The sequence below is a fragment of the Bacillus sp. URHA0034 genome, assembly GCF_056280405.1.
Map to the genome: position 1 here is coordinate 4,154,442 of NZ_JBWCDK010000002.1, position 17,360 is coordinate 4,171,801.

The following is a 17,360-nucleotide window of genomic DNA, read 5'->3' on the forward strand; positions in this document are numbered from 1 at the left end:
ATGAAAAATGTTGGGAGTAGAAGCCATGGATCAAGTAAAACAGTATTAACAAATAGTATAGAAAAAAATGAAATGGCCGGTGGAAATGTAATGGTGATAAAAGGTGGTAAAGAAATCTTTTACAATGAAGATGGATTGGCTGATAGGGAAGCGGGGCTTCCAATTAGTAGAGATTCCATTTTCAGATTATATTCTATGAGTAAGCCTGTTACTGCTGCCGAGGTGATGATTCTCTTAGAACGGGGGGAAATTGATTTATATGAATCTGTAAGTCGATTTCTCGAATAAATAAGATGGATAGAGAATCGGCTTTTGGATCCGGGGGAGCAGGCCTGGTTTCAAGTATTGATGATTATGCAAGATTCGCAAAATGCTGATAAATGAAGGAAGTTTGAATGGGGTTCAGATACTAAGACCAAAAACTGTCAAATACTTAACGTCAGGAACCTTGAATGCTGCGCAGCAGAAAGGCTTTGACAATTGGTTTACACTAAGTGGATACAGCTATGGAAACTTGATGCGTGTAATGACCGATTGCGGTAAGGCTGGGGGACTTGGCAGTCTTGGTGAATATGGTGGGATGGTTGGCTGGGGGCCTATTTTTGTAATTTTCCAAAGGATGATGTTACCTTCTTATTCATGATCCAGAAAACAGATGCGGGTACAACTGCCCTCACCAGAAAGCTTAGTTATATTTTACTAGGTTCATACTGTGGATGAAAACGCTGTCTTTATGTTAGCTACTTAGAAAGATTGCTTGTTAGTAAATGAAAAGGTAATGGAAAAAAGCAAAAGGAGGGTTTGTGCATGTCCGATAACATGATATGGTTTGATCAACCTGCAAAAGACTGGAATGAGGCGTTACCCATCGGTAACGGTCGTCTTGGTGCAATGATTTATGGGAAAACAGCTATTGAACAAATCCAGTTGAACGAAGAATCCGTTTGGTATGGCGGCCCAAGGGACCGCAATAACCCGGATGCACTGGAACATCTGGCCAAGATAAGGAAATTGCTTCAAAACGGAAGACTAGTGGAAGCGGAAAAATTGGCGAGCATGGCACTTTCGGGTATTCCTGAGACGCAAAGGCATTATATGGGGCTTGGTGATCTTTTTTTAGACTTTGATCACCAAGAGGCAAATGATTACAGACGTGAACTTGATTTGAAAAAGGGAATTGTTAAGCTTGAATACAACTGCCATGGAGTAAAGTTTCAAAGAGAGATTTTTTCAAGCTATCCTTCTGACTTGATTATCATTCGCCTTACAGCCAGTAAGTCAGCCTCGATATCTTTTTCAGCCAGACTAACGAGGGATGGAAGCCGGCTTATGGAAGAGGTTAGAGCAATAAGAGGCAATAGTCTTGTTATGAGAGGCAATTGCGGCGGAAAAGATGGATCTGATTTTCGAGTTGTTCTTTCTGTGAAGGCCACGGGTGGAAGTGTGGATACCATTGGTGAACATTTACTGGTTAATGATGCTGATGAAGTCACAATATTTTTGGCTGCTGATACCAGTTTTCATCACAGTGATCCGGAATTAGCCTGTTTTCGTGCGATTGAGCAAGTAGTACATATGGATTACGGGCTTTTAAAATGTACTCATATAAAGGACTATACGGAACTTTATAGCAGAGTAAGTTTAAAGTTATTTGATACATCTAGTGATCAAAATCATCGGTTGCCAACGGATCAAAGATTAAAACGTCTCAAAGAAGGATATGAGGATAATGGCCTTCTGGCACTCTATTTTCAGTTTGGCAGGTATTTGCTTATTTCAAGCAGTCGGCCGGGATCACTACCTGCCAATTTACAAGGGATATGGAATCATAGTATGCGGCCTCCTTGGGACAGCAAATTTACAATCAATATTAATACGGAGATGAACTATTGGCCTGCAGAAACGTGTAATTTGTCTGAATGTCACGAGCCATTATTCGATTTAATTGAGAGAATGAGAGAGCCAGGACGCAGGACAGCCAAAATGATGTACGGCTGCGGGGGTTTTGTAGCACACCACAACACGGATATATGGGCAGATACCGCTCCACAGGATATCTATCTGCCAGCCTCTTATTGGCCAATGGGAGCAGCTTGGCTTTGTCTGCATTTATGGGAACACTATCAATTTACTGGTGATGTCATTTTCTTGGAGAAGAGCTATGAAACAATTAAAGAATCGGTACGATTTTTCTTGGACTTTTTAATAGAAACAAAAGAAGGATATCTTGTTACCAGTCCATCTTCTTCTCCGGAAAATACTTATATTTTACCGAATGGCGAATCGGGGACTTTGTGCACGGGACCTTCGATGGACAATCAAATTCTGTATGCACTTTTTAATTGTTGTATTCAATCGAGCGAGATTCTTTCGATAGACCATGAATTTAGGGTGGAATTATCGAAAGTTTTACAGCGAATCCCTCAACCAAAGATTGGAAAGTACGGACAAATACAGGAGTGGCTAGAGGACTATGAGGAGAAGGAGCCTGGGCATCGGCATATATCCCATCTATTCGCACTGCACCCGGGAAACCAAATCACCGTTCAGCGAACGCCGGAACTGGCTTCCGCAGCAAGACGAACAATCGAAAGGCGCTTGGAATATGGGGGAGGTCACACAGGCTGGAGCCGTGCCTGGTTGATCAATTTATGGGCCAGATTAGAGGATGGAGAACAGGCCTATTCAAATCTATTAGCTTTACTTCGGCAATCGACTCTGCCTAATTTATTCGATGATCACCCTCCTTTCCAAATCGATGGCAATTTTGGCGGTACGGCTGCCATTGCAGAAATGCTAGTACAAAGTCATGATGATGCCGTTCATTTGCTCCCGGCGTTGCCTAAAGCATGGAAGGATGGGCATGTTTGCGGGTTACGGGCGAGAGGCGGATTCGAGGTAGATATGGAGTGGAAAGATTATCGCATAGAAAAAGCAAAAATCAAATCATTAAACGGAAAACCGTGTAAATTAAAGTTGAATCAGCCTATTACACTTAAAGGTGCAGCAAATGATCTTATCCAATTTACAAGTTTGAATGAAGGAATCATTCGATTTGATACAGTACAAGATGGAATTTATACATTAGTTTGTGATCCAATTAGGTCAGTTTGACAATTGATTTTGAAGTTAAAAAAGCTGTTTTTATTGTTGATTTTATTAACTAGTAATATTTAGGGAGGATAAGAAATGTCTAAAATAACTTTTCTCGGTGCAGGAAGCACTGTTTTTGCCAAAAACGTCCTTGGTGATTGTATGCTTGTTCCTGCATTGGAGGGCTTTGAGTTCGCCCTATTCGATATCGATGGACAGCGTTTAAGAGATTCCGAGAATATGTTAAGAAATTTGAAAGAAAGCTTGAATAAAAATATCCGGATTAAAGCTTATACCAATCGTAAGGAAGCTCTTAAGGACGCAAAATACGTCATTAATGCCATTCAAGTAGGCGGTTATAGGCCAAGCACGGTGATAGATTTTGATATACCGAAAAAATACGGTTTACGGCAGACAATTGCCGATACAGTCGGCATTGGTGGAATCTTTCGTAGTCTTCGAACTATTCCAGTCATGCTTGATTTTGCAAGTGACATGGAAGAGGTATGCCCTGATGCCCTCTTATTAAATTATACAAACCCTATGGCTGTTTTAACCGGTGTTATGAATCGTTACTCCAAAATTAAAACAATCGGCTTGTGCCACAGTGTTCAAGTTTGCACTAAAGAACTATTAAAATCATTGGGCATGGATTCGGAAGGGGTTCAAGAAAAGATTGCTGGAATTAACCATATGGCCTGGCTATTAGAAGTAAAAAGAAATGGTGTGGATCTTTATCCTGAAATTAAAAGAAGGGCGAAGGAAAAGCAAAAAACACAGCATAGCGATATGGTACGTTTTGAGTTAATGGATAAGTTTGGCTATTATGTAACGGAATCTTCTGAACATAACGCGGAATATCATCCATACTTTATCAAATCCAAATACCCGGAACTGATTGAGAAATATAATATTCCACTTGATGAATATCCTCGTCGTTGTGAAGCGCAAATAAATAACTGGGAAACCATGAGAGAAGAGTTAGTAAATAATAAGAAATTGGAACATGTTCGTTCTAAAGAATATGGTTCAAGAATAATCGAGGCCGTCGAAACAAATATTCCATTCAAATTCGGCGGTAATGTCCTAAATACAGGGCGACTCATTAGCAATCTACCTGAAAAGGCTTGTGTAGAAGTTCCTTGTATTGCCGATCGAAGCGGTATCACGGCAGCGTATGTCGGAGACCTTCCAGAGCAGCTCGCCGCTTTAAACCGTACCAATATTAATACTCAGTTATTAACAATAGAAGCTGCCATTACACGGAAGCGGGAGTATATTTACCAAGCTGCCTTGCTCGATCCACATACGGCTGCGGAATTGTCAATCGACGATATTGTGTCGCTGGTTGATGATTTAATTGACGCCCATGGAGAATGGATTCCAGCATTTCAAAAGGAAGAAACGATAGGATTAACCATATAAGTTGTTAATGTAAATAGAAATAAGGCACTTGATTATTTTCAAGTGTCTTCATTATGGACTTAAATAAAAGAGCATTTACGTTTATAAATAGAAGAGGTCCAAACTATACAGAAATTCCTCCCAATTGAACGTCAAAGGGACAATTTTTGTTAGTGATAGTACCACTTTTGGAATCAGGACCATTTCCGTCCCCGAAAAACGGTTTTATGCTCAACGGACGGACCTTGAAGCTCAAAGGCTGATCGTGCATGATGACTACGGCATTTTCGAAGCTGTATTGTTTAAGGAAAGCGAATACTGCACAGGTTGATTAGTTTTATGAGACTGAGAGGATTTCTCCCAAAATTTATAAAAAATTATCAGAATCGAGTGTGATTATTATGCTAAAAGGGATCCCATCAATAATTTCGCCGGATTTAATGAAGGCATTAATGGAAATGGGCCATGGAGATGAGATTGTTTTGGCAGATGGCCACTTCCCCGCTGCCAGCCATGCCAGTCAGCTCATTCGTTGTGATGGCCATGGAATACCGGAGCTATTGGAAGCAATCCTAAAGTTTTTCCCTCTTGATACGTATGTAGAACATCCGGTTGCGTTAATGGCTGTTGTACTTGGCGATTCGGTTCAGCCAACCATTTGGGAAGAGTACGAAGGAATAGTTGAAAAACATTCGGGAAAGTCCATTCCCTTTGAATATATCGATCGGTTTGCTTTTTATGAACGGACAAAAAAGTCATTTGTCGTTGTGGCCACAAGCGAAAAAGCCCAATATGCAAATATTATTTTGAAAAAAGGGATTGCTTTATAGTTTAATAGGCAAAAGTTTAATTCATAATTGTTTTTTATCAATTATGTCATCTTCAAATCCTTAGATTTCATTAATCAAATGTTAATAGGAGAGAATCAAATATGAAGCTACGATATAGTAGGCCGGCTAAATCGTGGAACGAAGCACTTCCGATTGGTAATGGACGTCTTGGTGCCATGATTTTTGGCGGAATAGAGAAGGAACATTTGCAATTAAATGAGGATACTTTATGGTCAGGAGCTCCCAAAGATTTTAATAATCCAAAGGTGAAAGAACTGCTTCCTGAGGTCCGCAGACTGATATTCGATGGGAAGTATACAGAAGCAGATCAATTATGTAGGGAGATGATGGGTCCCTACACGCAATCCTATATGCCGTTTGGTGATTTGTACCTGCAATTTAATCATGGAGAAACTGTTCATTCATTTGAACGGAGTCTAGATTTGAAAACAGGAACCGGCCTTGTGGAATATAGGATTGGAGATGTGCACTATACACGTGAAATGTTCGCCTCCTTTCCAGATCAAATTATCGCCATTCGACTTAAGACCAGTAAACCTGGCTGCTTGAATTTTTCAGTAAGTCTGGGGAGTTCATTGAAATTTAAGACTTCTCCCGATCAAGATCAGTTTGTACTTAACGGCATCTGCCCGGAACATGTTGATCCTTCTTATTATCATACGGATCATCCTATCGTATATGGAGACCTGGAGTCAACGGATGCCATGAGATTTGAAGCTCGTATAGGTGTAAATGCGGAAGATGGTTCGGTTCATATTGATCTTGATGGACTTCACGTAACTGCAGCCACCACCGTAACACTTTATTTCAGTGCAGCGACGAGTTTTAACGGCTATCATAAATCTCCAGGCAAAGAGGGGAAAAATCCTTCTTTAGCAGCAAAGTCATTTCTGGAGGCAGCCATGTCAAAATCCTTTGAGGAATTAGAACATTCCCATATTGAAGACTATAAGTCATTATTTGAGCGTGTTGAACTGGATTTGGGACCTGCAGTTGCACCGGAAAACTTGCCAACAGATCAATGGATTTTGAAATATGGCGCAAATGATCCAAAGCTGGTGGAATTATTGTTTCATTATGGCCGCTACTTAATGATTGCAAGCTCAAGGCCAGGTTCACAGCCGGCTAATCTTCAAGGGATATGGAATCGTGAGGTTCGGCCCCCTTGGAGCAGCAACTTCACGATAAATATTAATACGGAGATGAATTATTGGCCAGCAGAAACCTGTAATCTTTCCGAATGTCATGAACCTCTCTTGGATTATATTGAGGAATTGGCCGAAAACGGTAAAAAAACGGCTTCTGTGAATTACGGATGCAGAGGATGGACGGCACATCATAATGCAGATTTATGGCGTCAAAGTGCTCCGGTTGGGGATTATGGACATGGAGACCCGGTATGGGCTTTCTGGCCTTTGGGAGGAGTATGGTTAACCCAGCATTTGTGGGAGCATTTTGCATTTGGGAAGGATAAGTCCTATCTTCGGGAAAAAGCCTATCCCATTATGAAAGAAGCGGCCCATTTCTGCCTGGATTGGCTTATTGAAGACGGGAACGGACATTTGGTTACAGCTCCTTCTACTTCGCCGGAACACAAATTTGTGACACCTGGGGGAAAGTTGGCCGCGGTCAGTATGGCCTCCACAATGGACATGTCTTTGATTTGGGAGTTGTTCACTAATTGTATTGAGGCCTCCGAAGTATTGGAAATGGATGAAGCGTTTCGCCATGAATTAATGGCAGCACGTGAAAAATTATCCCCATTGAAAATCGGCCGATATGGCCAGCTTCAGGAATGGGCACATGATTGGGAAGATGAAGATCTTAACCACCGGCATGTTTCGCATCTGTTTGGAATTTATCCGGGACACCAGCTTACCGATCGGCAAGGAAGTGAATGGTTTCATGCTGCCAGGAAATCTCTTGAAAAGAGGGGAGATGGCGGTACAGGATGGAGTTTGGCTTGGAAAATTTGTTTGTGGGCCCGATTTAAAGATGGTGACAGGGCTCATCAGTTAATTTCCAATCTCCTTCAGCTCGTGAAAGAGGAGGATACCAACTATCATAAGGGCGGTGTTTATTCAAATCTATTTGATGCTCATCCCCCATTTCAAATTGATGGAAATTTTGGATTTACAGCGGGACTTGCCGAAATGCTGGTACAGTCACATACCGATGAGATCCATTTGCTGCCTGCTCTTCCTTCTGTCTGGTCAAATGGATTTGTTAAGGGGTTACGGACCCGCGGAGGATTTGAAATGAATCTTAAGTGGGAAAACAATGAATTGGAAAGTGCCGAAATTTACTCCCTTTTAGGCGGACCTTGCCATTTGGTGATCGGACCATCAATAGAAGTATCTGTAGATGGACAAATCATTCCTGTTGAGAAAACGGCTATTAACAGGATTTCATTCGATACACAAGCCGGCAAAAATTATACGATTAAAAGATTTTAATTTATTAAATGCATAGGAATCGCTTGAACAATTCTGAGCGTTTAAAATTAATAGGAAAGGCAAATATGATCATTTGGAAAAATGATTGTATTTGCCTTTTTTGTGGAATATCAATTATTTAAAATATTCAAAAATGGTTGACTAGTTTGAATGGTGGTGTTATATTTTTGTTACCGATAACCTAACGATAAAAATATGAATATTATTGTTTTAGTTTCATTCCAATATCAGTTAAATAATAGGGGGTAATTATGGCCGATAAAACTTTTGTCTCAAATATGGAAGGGATCGTCATGCATCCCAAAGATAATGTTGTGACCGTTCTTAGAGATATAAAAAAGGGTGAACAGATTAGCTTTCTGGTACTGACAGAAGAATACAAAATTAAGTGTATACAAGAATTAAATTTTGGCCATAAAATGGCTTTTAAAACCATTCAAAATAGTGAAATCGTTTACAAGTATGGAGAGTCGATTGGAAGAGCGACTAAAGATATTTTGATTGGTGAACATGTTCATGTACATAATATTGAGGGAATTCGTGGAAGAGGCGATCAACAAAATGGCAAGGAGAATGTTCAATGGTAATGGTTAGGGGTTATCGCCGTCCTGACGGAAAAGTAGGGATAAGAAATCATTTACTTTTACTACCAACAGTCATTTGTGCAAATCAAGTAGTAAACCGGATTGAACAGAAAGTCCCAGATAGTGTGGCAATACCACACCAACATGGCTGCAGTCAGGTTGGAATGGATAAAGAGCAAACACATAATGTATTAGTTGGAATGGGGGAAAATCCAAATGTCGGAGCGGTATTAATTGTAAGTTTGGGGTGTGAAGTAATGGACCCTGTTCGGATAAAAATGGAAATAGAGGAAACGGGGAAGCCTGTTGAGTGGATTGATATCCAAGATGTGGGTGGATCGATAAAAGCAATTGAAAAGGGTACTGAAATAGCCAGGAAATTATCGATCTCCCTTCAACAAATGGAAGATGAGCCTGTTCCATTGTCAGAACTGATTGTAGGAGTGAAATGTGGCGGATCGGACTCCACCTCTGGTCTCTGCAGTAATCCAGCACTCGGTAAAGGGGCAGACCGAATTATTGAACATGGCGGCACCATTGTGATGGGAGAAACAACTGAAATTATCGGGGCTGAACACCTTCTTGCAGAACGAGCCGTCTCAAAAGAAGTCGAAAGAAAACTATATCATGTTATAGAACGTTTTGAAAAAGAAATTAATCGTATTGGTGAAGATATGAGAGGTGGAAATCCCAGCCCAGGGAATATTGCTGGGGGACTATCAAGTATTGAGGAAAAATCACTTGGCTGTATCAGTAAGGCTGGCACTTCACCGTTACTTGATGTTTTCGATTATGCTGCGCCAGTACCAAATAAAAAGGGTTTTTATTTTATGGATTCCCCAGGTAATGATATTGAACTTGTATCAGGTATGGCTGCATCTGGAGTCCAGCTTGTATGTTTTACTACCGGTCGTGGGACACCCACGGGAAACCCTATCGTACCGGTGATTAAAATTTGTGGAAATGGAACGATGGCTAAGAGAATGGCGGATAACATCGACATTGATGTAAGTTCAGTGCTTGAAGGCTTTAAAACCTTAGAAGACGCAGGAAATGAAATTTTTATGGAAATCATTGAGGTGGCCTCTGGTAAGTTAACGAAAGCTGAAGTACTAGGCCATCGTGAATTTAGTATTAATCGAATTGGCATAAGTCTTTAAGAATAAGGGGGGATTGGATATGGCTCGCTTAACTGGAAAAGTAGCACTTGTGACAGGGGGAAGCAGGGGGATTGGTGCAGCAATAGTCATACGTTTGGCAGAAGAAGGCGCGGATGTGGCGATTAATTATGCATCAGAAAACTCCAAAGAAAAAGCTTTGGACATTAAAAGACAAGTAGAGGAAATGGGCCAGCGGGCAATGATTGTCCAAGCGGATGTCGGCCATAAGCAACAAGTGGATGAAATGATAGATTTAGTCTCAGCGGCATTAGGCGAGATTGATATTCTTGTCAATAACGCCGGTATTGCTCCATTTGAACCATTTATGAAGTTAACAGAAGAGACTTGGGATCGAACCTATAATACAAATGTTAAATCAATATTCCTCACTTCACAGAAAGTTGCTTCGAAAATGATTGAAAGAAGATATGGGAAAATCATCAATATCACTTCAACGGCAAGTCTGGTTGTAACTAGTCCTGTTATTCCGCATTATATTTCATCAAAGGCAGCAGTACACCAATTAACCAAAGCGTTAGCGATAGAATTAGGGAAATATAACATCAATGTTAATTCTGTAGGACCAAGTACTGTTGATACAGACATGTGCACAGAATACTTGGCAAATCCAGCAATCTATCAAAAAGAAGTTGATGCAAACCCGATGAAGCGTTTAGGTACTGCCAAACAAATAGGTGATGCTGTTGTCTTTTTGGCGTCTGATGAAGCAGTTCAAATCAATGGACATCTTCTAATGGTAGATGGTGGATTAACGGTAAAAGCAGCCCAACCCGAAGACCATATGGAACATTAACACATTGTGTAAATCCTTTCAAATAAAGAGGTGTATAGATGAGACTAAAAAATAAAGTTTGTTTAATTACTGGGGCCGGATCAGGGATTGGAAAAGAAACTGCTCTTCTATTTGCAAAAGAAGGTGCGCATGTTGTTGTCAATGATTTCAACGAGAAATCAGGGCAGGAAACGGTTAGACACATTTGTGAGAATAATGGGGAAGCTATTTTTATTCAAGCAGATGTTACCAATCCCGAGAATGTTAAAGCAATGGTTGACCAGGTGATTGATTATTATGGGCGAATTGACGTTTTGTTCAATAATGCTGGAATCAGCGGTGTTGGTCAGCTGCATAATATTGATTTAGAAGCATGGAATAGAGTAATGAACGTAAATATCAATGGTGTATTTTTGGTGACAAAATATGTTGTACCACACATGATGAACCAACAATCAGGATCCATTATTAATATGTCTTCATGTATTGCAGAAATAGGACTTGCTAACAGGGCATCCTACGCAACAACAAAAGGGGCGATATTAGCCCTAACAAAATCAATCCAAGTGGATTATGCGAAATATAATATCCGCGTCAATGCCCTAATGCCGGGAACTATTTTTACACCCTTTGTCGAAGATTATCTATCCAAAGATCCAAATCCTGAGGAAGCAGTCCAATCTATAAAGCGCAGGCAATTGGGAGGAGATTTAGGGAAACCGATTGATGTTGCATTTGCTGCATTATACTTAGCTTCAGAAGAGTCGAAGTTTATGATGGGAACGCCATTTATGATTGACGGAGGAGTCGTTAACGGAAAACTTGGATAATGTTTTTACGGCCATATTATATTTTAATTGAAAGGTTGAGAATAAATGAAACTAGTAACTTTTAAAAAAGGCAGTGAATACAAATTAGGTGTAAAAATAACGGAAGGTATTATCAATATTGAAGCCGCACAAGGTGCCAACCCGGATAGTGCAGTCCCAACAAGCATAATGGAGGTTATTCAAGGAGGTACTGAATCTCTGAAAGCTTTGCAGCTTTTTATAGAAGAAGTTAAGGATCAATCCGCTTATCTATTAAATGATGATGAGATTACCTGGGGACCTTGTGTAACAGAGCCTAATAAAATTATATGCGTTGGTTTAAACTACCGTAAGCATGCGGATGAAACAAACGCACCTTATCCAGAGGTTCCTATTCTTTTTAACAAATTTAATAATACATTAACAGGGCATAACTGTAATATTGCCGTTCCAAAAGTCACAAATAAACTAGATTATGAAGTAGAGTTGGGCGTAGTCATTGGTAAAAGGGCAAAATACATATCACAGGAGGATGCCTTAGACTACGTTTTCGGTTACTGTACAGTCAATGACTTGTCGGCTCGTGACTTGCAGATGCGTACACCTCAATGGCTGCTTGGCAAGAGCTGTGACGGCTTTAGTCCAGTAGGCCCATACTTAGTATCAGCTGATGAAATAGACGACCCGCAAAATTTAAACTTAACAACCCTTGTTAATGGAGAAATTCGTCAAAATTCTAATACCTCTGATATGATTTTTACTGTGGCTGAGATTATTAGTTATATTTCTGAACATATGACACTTGAACCAGGAGATTTGATTTTAACAGGAACCCCTGAAGGAGTTGTTTTAGGATACCCAGAGGACAAACAAAACTATCTGAAACCAGAGGATATTGTTATGGTTGAGATTGAGAAGTTAGGGGCACTTACTAATAGATTTGTTGAAGAAGTGATAGTACCAAATCAACCGGACCAAGAGAAAGAGGCAGTGAAGGGATAATAGGATCAAGTTGTTAATTAGCTGATTAAAATTTGAATGTAATTGAAATCGAACACCCTGAAAAGAGGAAAAGATTAAAGAGTTTTGTATAAAGGATGATCTTCTTTTTATTTAAGGAAGGTCATCTTTTATTTCAGTATTACAAAGGTTAAATGGAGTGGTAGATAATATGACAGCAGAAAACTACAGGTTTTTAGGAAAAAGTCTTGCTAATGTTCGGCTGGATGTTTCGGCAGCTGCTTATTCGAAGGTTCCTAAAACATGGAATGAAGATAATTACACTACCGATTTTAATAAGTTATATTACATTATAGAAGGAGAAGGATACGTCAAAATTAACGATCAAGTGTATTATCCTAAACCGGGTGAACTTTATTTACTTCCATCGGGGTCGATTCAATCTTATGGAACAATAAGTGATAATACATTTGAGAAGTATTGGTGTCATTTCACAGCTAAAATTGGGGATATTCATTTATTTCAACTCATGAAGACGCCAGTTTTTATAAAGTTAACTAAGTCTAAAATCGAAGATAAATGGCAGCAACTCATTTCAAATTGGAATAGTAATGAATTATCGAGTAATTTTAGGGTTCATTCTATTATTCTAGAAATCATTGCAATTTTTATTGAAGAAAGTCAACATATTCAATTTAAAATGGACAAATCCCCTACTTTTGATAAAATGGATAAAATTCTAAACTATATAGAAGAGAACTTGGATGGAAATACAACTGTAGAGGATTTAGCAAAAATAGCAAATTTCCATCCAAATTATTTTATTGCGGTTTTTAAAGAATTCACAGGTCATTCGCCAATCCAATATATTAATAGAAGACGTATCGAGAAAGCGAAAGAACTTCTGGTTATTAGTGAACTTACAATTTCTGCTATTTCAGATTCGTTAGGAATGGAACTTTCTTATTTTTCGCGTATGTTCAAAGACTTAACTGGATTATCTCCAAGAGCTTATCGAGGTTTAGCCTAAATTCGGTTAAAACCAACCAAAATCTCAAATGTTAAATTTTATGGATAGAATGTATTAACAGGTGTGGTGGTAGGGCACCATCTTGAGTTAAACAAGAAATTCAGTAAGGCTTTGTTTGCACTTTCTGTACCAATATACCGAAGTGCCTCAGCCGCATGAGCTCGAACGTATCTGTTTTCATCTTGTAAGGCTATTTCTAAGTGGGGAACTGCTGCGTCTGCAAGAGCACCTAACCTTGTGAGGGAAAGACCAGCCATAAAACGTACTTGAGTGTCGGAATCTTTTAGACACTTTATTAATCCAGAGACGACCTCTTTATCTGGAATAATGATCATTCCGAGTGCTTCGGCAACCGACCTGCGGATAAGAGCAGAAGAATGATCTAATAATGGAATTAAAGCAGGAACTGCTTCTTCCGCCAAATGTCTATGTTCACTTAATGCAAAAATAGCACGAATAACCGTTGATGTACGGCTGCTGCCTAGTGCAGAGATTAAACCTGGTATTGCATCTGTACTTGATATGGATAAGCCGTATGCCGCAAGTTTGGAGACATTACTATTATCATGATGTAGTGCTGATAACAGGGCATTAACGCCTTTATTCCCAGATGAAGCAAGGCCATAGGCTGCATTAAGGGCTGTTGGTTCATAAGGGTGCTCTAAATCCAGTAATTTTTCTTCTATTATAGTAGAATTGAAATCTGCTGTCTCGGACATACTCCCGAGTTTTCCAGATAGCCAATTCCATGTTTCTTCCCACATCACATCATGCTGGGCAAGTAGTGTGTTTGTGGATTCGGGTAATTTCCATGAACTGTCTACATTGTTCCAGCTTGGTGATGTAGGAGCCACTGTGCGCATAAATTCAAATTTTAACATAAAACGGGGCGTGCCAAGTCTATTGGGAGTTGCTCTATGCCAAATATCATAATGAATTAATGCAAATGTTCCTGCTGGACCACTTGCTAATATCTCCTGGTCCAATTCATCCGCTTCAAAAACCCGAGTATCATAATTTTGTGTTCCTGGCAAAATTCCTGTTGGCCCTAATTCAGCAGGTGTATCCTGAGGAAAATACATAATCATTGCCCACCATGGATGGTGATTCCGCATCCGATTATATCCCCAGTAACTATCTTTATGCCAATCACCAGCCGTTTCTGATGCATTATAATGTCCATGTCTATGGGCATGCAGCATATAATCGGGTCCAAGTACGCTTGTGAGTGCTCCAGTAATGACAGGATGTTCAAATACTCTTTGCAGCTCTGTTACTCTAGGTAATATGTTGTTTCCCGGATTACCTTCCTCATTGTAAACATTTAATAGCTGCTCGTTTAAACTTTGATGAAACCCCTCAGTAAAATCAGTATTTAATAGGAGAAATCCCTCTGTAATAAACTTCCTCATCTGCTCGTCTGTTAATAAAAGTGGTTCGTTTTGTCCTGTCATTTTTATAGCCTCCTTTTAACATCAGATTAAATCTACAAAATTATTATAAAATTAGGCTAGAAGAAAGAACATAGAGATTATTCATCTTGATATAGACAATACTAAGGTTTTTATAGCACTTTATTAATTAGTAAACCACGTCTTACGAAATATTCAAACAATATTGACTACTAAAAGACGCGTTGTTATATTTTTGATACTGATAAATTAAAATGTTTGATTTCAAAACCATTACTTTTTTCAAGGGGTCTTTATGTCTAATAAATATGGGGTTTATGGCTTTCGTTTCTTAGATACTTTAAACAGTTCCTTCTACCAGCTATTTGCTGTCGGTTATCAGAATATAACTGACCCTTCGTATGATTGGGATGGTTTTAAACGAAAAGACGGCCCGCTTCTTTTGTTCCAATATACCATTTCGGGATTTGGAAATATTGAGATAGATGGCAAGGAACATCAGGCGGGGCCTGGGTCGGCATTTATGGTAGACATTCCAAGTAATCACCGTTATTATTTGCCTCCGGACAGTGAACAATGGGAATTTTATTTTATTTTATTCAGACCTACAAATATACAAAAAGAATGGACAGAACTCATTAAGTTAATCGGCAAGATTCCACAGATTCCAGAGGATAGCCCTCCCGTTATGTTTTTAAAAAGTGCCTATTTCGCCGCCAGCAAGAATCATATAACCGATGGTTTTCGTGCTTCTTCCATCGTTTATCAATTTATTATGGAATTGTTCCGGTATAGTACAGCCTATAAAAAGGAGAAAGATATCTGGCCCGAAAAAGTGGTTCAAGCTGTCCGTTTCTTAGAGGAAGATTACGTTTCCCTGCAGAGTCTTGAAGAACTTGCCAATAGAGTAGAACTATCAAAATATCACTTTACCCGTCTTTTTAAAAAGACAACTGGACTTTCACCTATGGAATATTTAACAAAGGTTCGGATGGAAAAGGCGGTCAAGCTCCTGCGTCAGACGGATTTAACGATAGAAGAGATTGCAAGAAAAATTGGATATTCCAATGGCAGCTACTTCATTAAGGTATTCCGGGAGTGGATTGGTTTTTCACCAGGGGAGTTCCGCCTAGGCAAAGATCTTGCTTACTTAAATGAGCTCAGGTTTGATTGAAGTAATGATTTGGGGAGCAATATTTTACAATAAAGGGCAAAATGTTATCGTGGATGAAGTTGTCACAATTCCGTATTATTAATTTAAAGAGCAATAATTTAATAGAAGGGAAATGAGACAATGAAACATCATACATTTGCAAAAACTCCACCATTAGGATGGAACAGCTGGGATTGTTATGGAGCCGCAGTAAGGGAAGAGGAAGTAAAGGGAAATGCTGATTATATGGCAGAGTATCTAAAACCATATGGCTGGGAATATGTCGTTGTTGATATTCAATGGTATGAATCAGGCGCAAATTCCTCCGTTTATCGTCCATTTGTTCCGCTAGAAATGGATGAATATTCACGGTTGATTCCAGCTGCCAATCGGTTTCCTTCTGCCGCAGACGGTAATGGTTTTAAAGCGTTAGCCGAATATGTACATAACCTTGGATTAAAATTTGGAATTCACATTATGCGAGGGATTCCGCGCCAGGCCGTCCATGCTAATACACCCATACTAGGGACAAAGGCCACAGCTAGAGATTTCGCTCATCCTAATTCGATTTGTCCATGGAATACCGATATGTACGGTATAGATGCCTCAAAAGAAGGAGCGCAGGAGTATTATAATTCCTTGTTCCAACTGTATGCTGAATGGGGAGTGGATTTTGTAAAAGTGGATGATATCGCCGCATCAAAGCTGTATGACACCCATTTAGATGAAATCAAATTGATCCATAAAGCAATTGAAAATTGTGGGAGAGATATGGTGCTTAGCCTGTCGCCGGGACCGGCTCCATTGGAGTATGCTGAAGACTTAATAGAGAATGCCAATATGTGGAGAATGACAGATGATTTCTGGGATCACTGGAATCTGCTATATGGAATGTTTGAACGGTGTGAAAAGTGGAACGAATATACGGGAGCAGGTCATTGGCCTGATTGTGACATGCTCCCATTAGGGCATATCGGCATTCGTTCCGTTGATGGAGGCGGGGCAGACCGCTGGACCCGATTCACTAAAGACGAGCAAGTGACGATGATGACGCTTTGGTCTATTTTCCGTTCCCCGCTAATGTTTGGCGGAGAGCTAAGGGATAATGATGAATGGACCCTCTCCTTGCTAACAAATAAAGAATTACTTAATTTAAATCAGAATAGCCACAGCAATCGCCTAGTCTACCGTATGGATGATAAAATCGTCTGGACGGCAAAGGATCAGGAGAATAATACTTATGCAGCGTTGTTTAATGCAACCGATGAGCAAGCCGAAGTTGAGGTCACATTAGAACAACTAGGGATTTCTTCTAATAAAAGAGCAAGAAATGTGTGGAATCAGGAAGAGCTTGGAGAAATTACATATGGAATTAAACAAATACTGCCACCACACGGCTCCCTATTAATAAAGTTATTTTAAAAATAGACTCTTTAAACGACATTGTTGTTTTTTATACTCTGTTGATTGGACCGAAAATCAACAACCAAATTTAACAGAACCAATGGTTTAAAAAAGGTGCCTCCAAAAGTAATATTTTTGGAGGCACCATTATCTTTTTGAATCTAAATTGCATGCTTGTCCATACAAGTATTTAATTCGATTTAACCAAGTAGATTTTTATAAATACTCGGTGATATAGGAAGTAAATACTG

15 protein-coding genes are annotated in these 17,360 nt (G+C 39.6%); 14 read left to right on the forward strand and 1 reads right to left on the reverse strand.

Going from position 1 to position 17,360, the window contains the following annotated elements; genetic code table 11:
* The 12 genes from ACZ9EE_RS21900 (at window position 1) to ACZ9EE_RS21955 (ending at window position 13,140) form a co-directional block, all read left to right on the forward strand.
* A complete protein-coding gene (locus ACZ9EE_RS21900; protein ID WP_476030526.1) occupies window positions 1-288 on the forward strand; it encodes a serine hydrolase in 288 nt (95 codons plus the stop codon).
* A gap of 82 nt (window positions 289-370) precedes the next feature.
* A complete protein-coding gene (locus tag ACZ9EE_RS21905) occupies window positions 371-643 on the forward strand; it encodes a hypothetical protein (RefSeq protein ID WP_476030528.1) in 273 nt (90 codons plus the stop codon).
* Between the two features lie 164 nt (window positions 644-807).
* On the forward strand, window positions 808-3,114 hold the full coding sequence (locus ACZ9EE_RS21910; RefSeq protein ID WP_476030530.1) for a glycoside hydrolase family 95 protein: 2,307 nt from the start codon (window positions 808-810) through the stop codon (window positions 3,112-3,114).
* A gap of 75 nt (window positions 3,115-3,189) precedes the next feature.
* Window positions 3,190-4,518 carry an alpha-galactosidase gene (melA, locus tag ACZ9EE_RS21915; RefSeq protein WP_476030532.1) on the forward strand — a complete coding sequence of 443 codons (1,329 nt, stop codon included), beginning with the start codon at window positions 3,190-3,192 and terminating at the stop codon, window positions 4,516-4,518.
* A 380-nt stretch (window positions 4,519-4,898) separates the two neighbouring features.
* The gene (gene fucU / locus ACZ9EE_RS21920; protein WP_476030534.1) at window positions 4,899-5,327 is read left to right on the forward strand and encodes an L-fucose mutarotase; all 429 of its coding nucleotides are present in this window, start codon (window positions 4,899-4,901) and stop codon (window positions 5,325-5,327) included.
* A gap of 101 nt (window positions 5,328-5,428) precedes the next feature.
* The gene (locus ACZ9EE_RS21925) at window positions 5,429-7,804 is read left to right on the forward strand and encodes a glycoside hydrolase family 95 protein (protein WP_476030536.1); all 2,376 of its coding nucleotides are present in this window, start codon (window positions 5,429-5,431) and stop codon (window positions 7,802-7,804) included.
* Window positions 7,805-8,055: 251 nt separating this feature from the next.
* Window positions 8,056-8,391, forward strand: a complete 336-nt coding sequence (locus ACZ9EE_RS21930; RefSeq protein WP_476030538.1) for a UxaA family hydrolase — start codon at window positions 8,056-8,058, stop codon at window positions 8,389-8,391.
* Window positions 8,385-9,548 carry a UxaA family hydrolase gene (locus ACZ9EE_RS21935; RefSeq protein ID WP_476030540.1) on the forward strand — a complete coding sequence of 388 codons (1,164 nt, stop codon included), beginning with the start codon at window positions 8,385-8,387 and terminating at the stop codon, window positions 9,546-9,548. Before ACZ9EE_RS21930 ends, ACZ9EE_RS21935 begins: the two co-directional genes overlap by 7 nt.
* A 19-nt stretch (window positions 9,549-9,567) precedes the next feature.
* Complete coding sequence (locus ACZ9EE_RS21940) at window positions 9,568-10,362, forward strand: SDR family NAD(P)-dependent oxidoreductase (RefSeq protein ID WP_476030542.1); 795 nt, start codon at window positions 9,568-9,570, stop codon at window positions 10,360-10,362.
* A gap of 38 nt (window positions 10,363-10,400) precedes the next feature.
* A complete protein-coding gene (locus tag ACZ9EE_RS21945; protein WP_476030544.1) occupies window positions 10,401-11,171 on the forward strand; it encodes an SDR family NAD(P)-dependent oxidoreductase in 771 nt (256 codons plus the stop codon).
* A gap of 45 nt (window positions 11,172-11,216) precedes the next feature.
* Complete coding sequence (locus ACZ9EE_RS21950; protein WP_476030546.1) at window positions 11,217-12,152, forward strand: fumarylacetoacetate hydrolase family protein; 936 nt, start codon at window positions 11,217-11,219, stop codon at window positions 12,150-12,152.
* Window positions 12,153-12,321: 169 nt separating this feature from the next.
* Window positions 12,322-13,140, forward strand: a complete 819-nt coding sequence (locus ACZ9EE_RS21955; protein ID WP_476030548.1) for an AraC family transcriptional regulator — start codon at window positions 12,322-12,324, stop codon at window positions 13,138-13,140.
* A gap of 38 nt (window positions 13,141-13,178) precedes the next feature.
* Here the strand turns inward: ACZ9EE_RS21955 and ACZ9EE_RS21960 are convergent, their stop codons facing one another.
* Entirely contained in the window at window positions 13,179-14,594 is a 1,416-nt protein-coding gene (locus ACZ9EE_RS21960; protein ID WP_476030550.1) for a HEAT repeat domain-containing protein, read from the reverse strand.
* Window positions 14,595-14,847: 253 nt separating this feature from the next.
* Here ACZ9EE_RS21960 and ACZ9EE_RS21965 point away from each other — a divergent pair, with 253 nt between their 5' ends.
* Complete coding sequence (locus ACZ9EE_RS21965; protein WP_476030552.1) at window positions 14,848-15,726, forward strand: AraC family transcriptional regulator; 879 nt, start codon at window positions 14,848-14,850, stop codon at window positions 15,724-15,726.
* A gap of 120 nt (window positions 15,727-15,846) precedes the next feature.
* Window positions 15,847-17,127, forward strand: coding sequence for a glycoside hydrolase family 27 protein (locus ACZ9EE_RS21970; RefSeq protein WP_476030554.1), 1,281 nt, complete (start codon window positions 15,847-15,849; stop codon window positions 17,125-17,127).
* The last annotated feature ends 233 nt before the right edge of the window (window positions 17,128-17,360 follow it).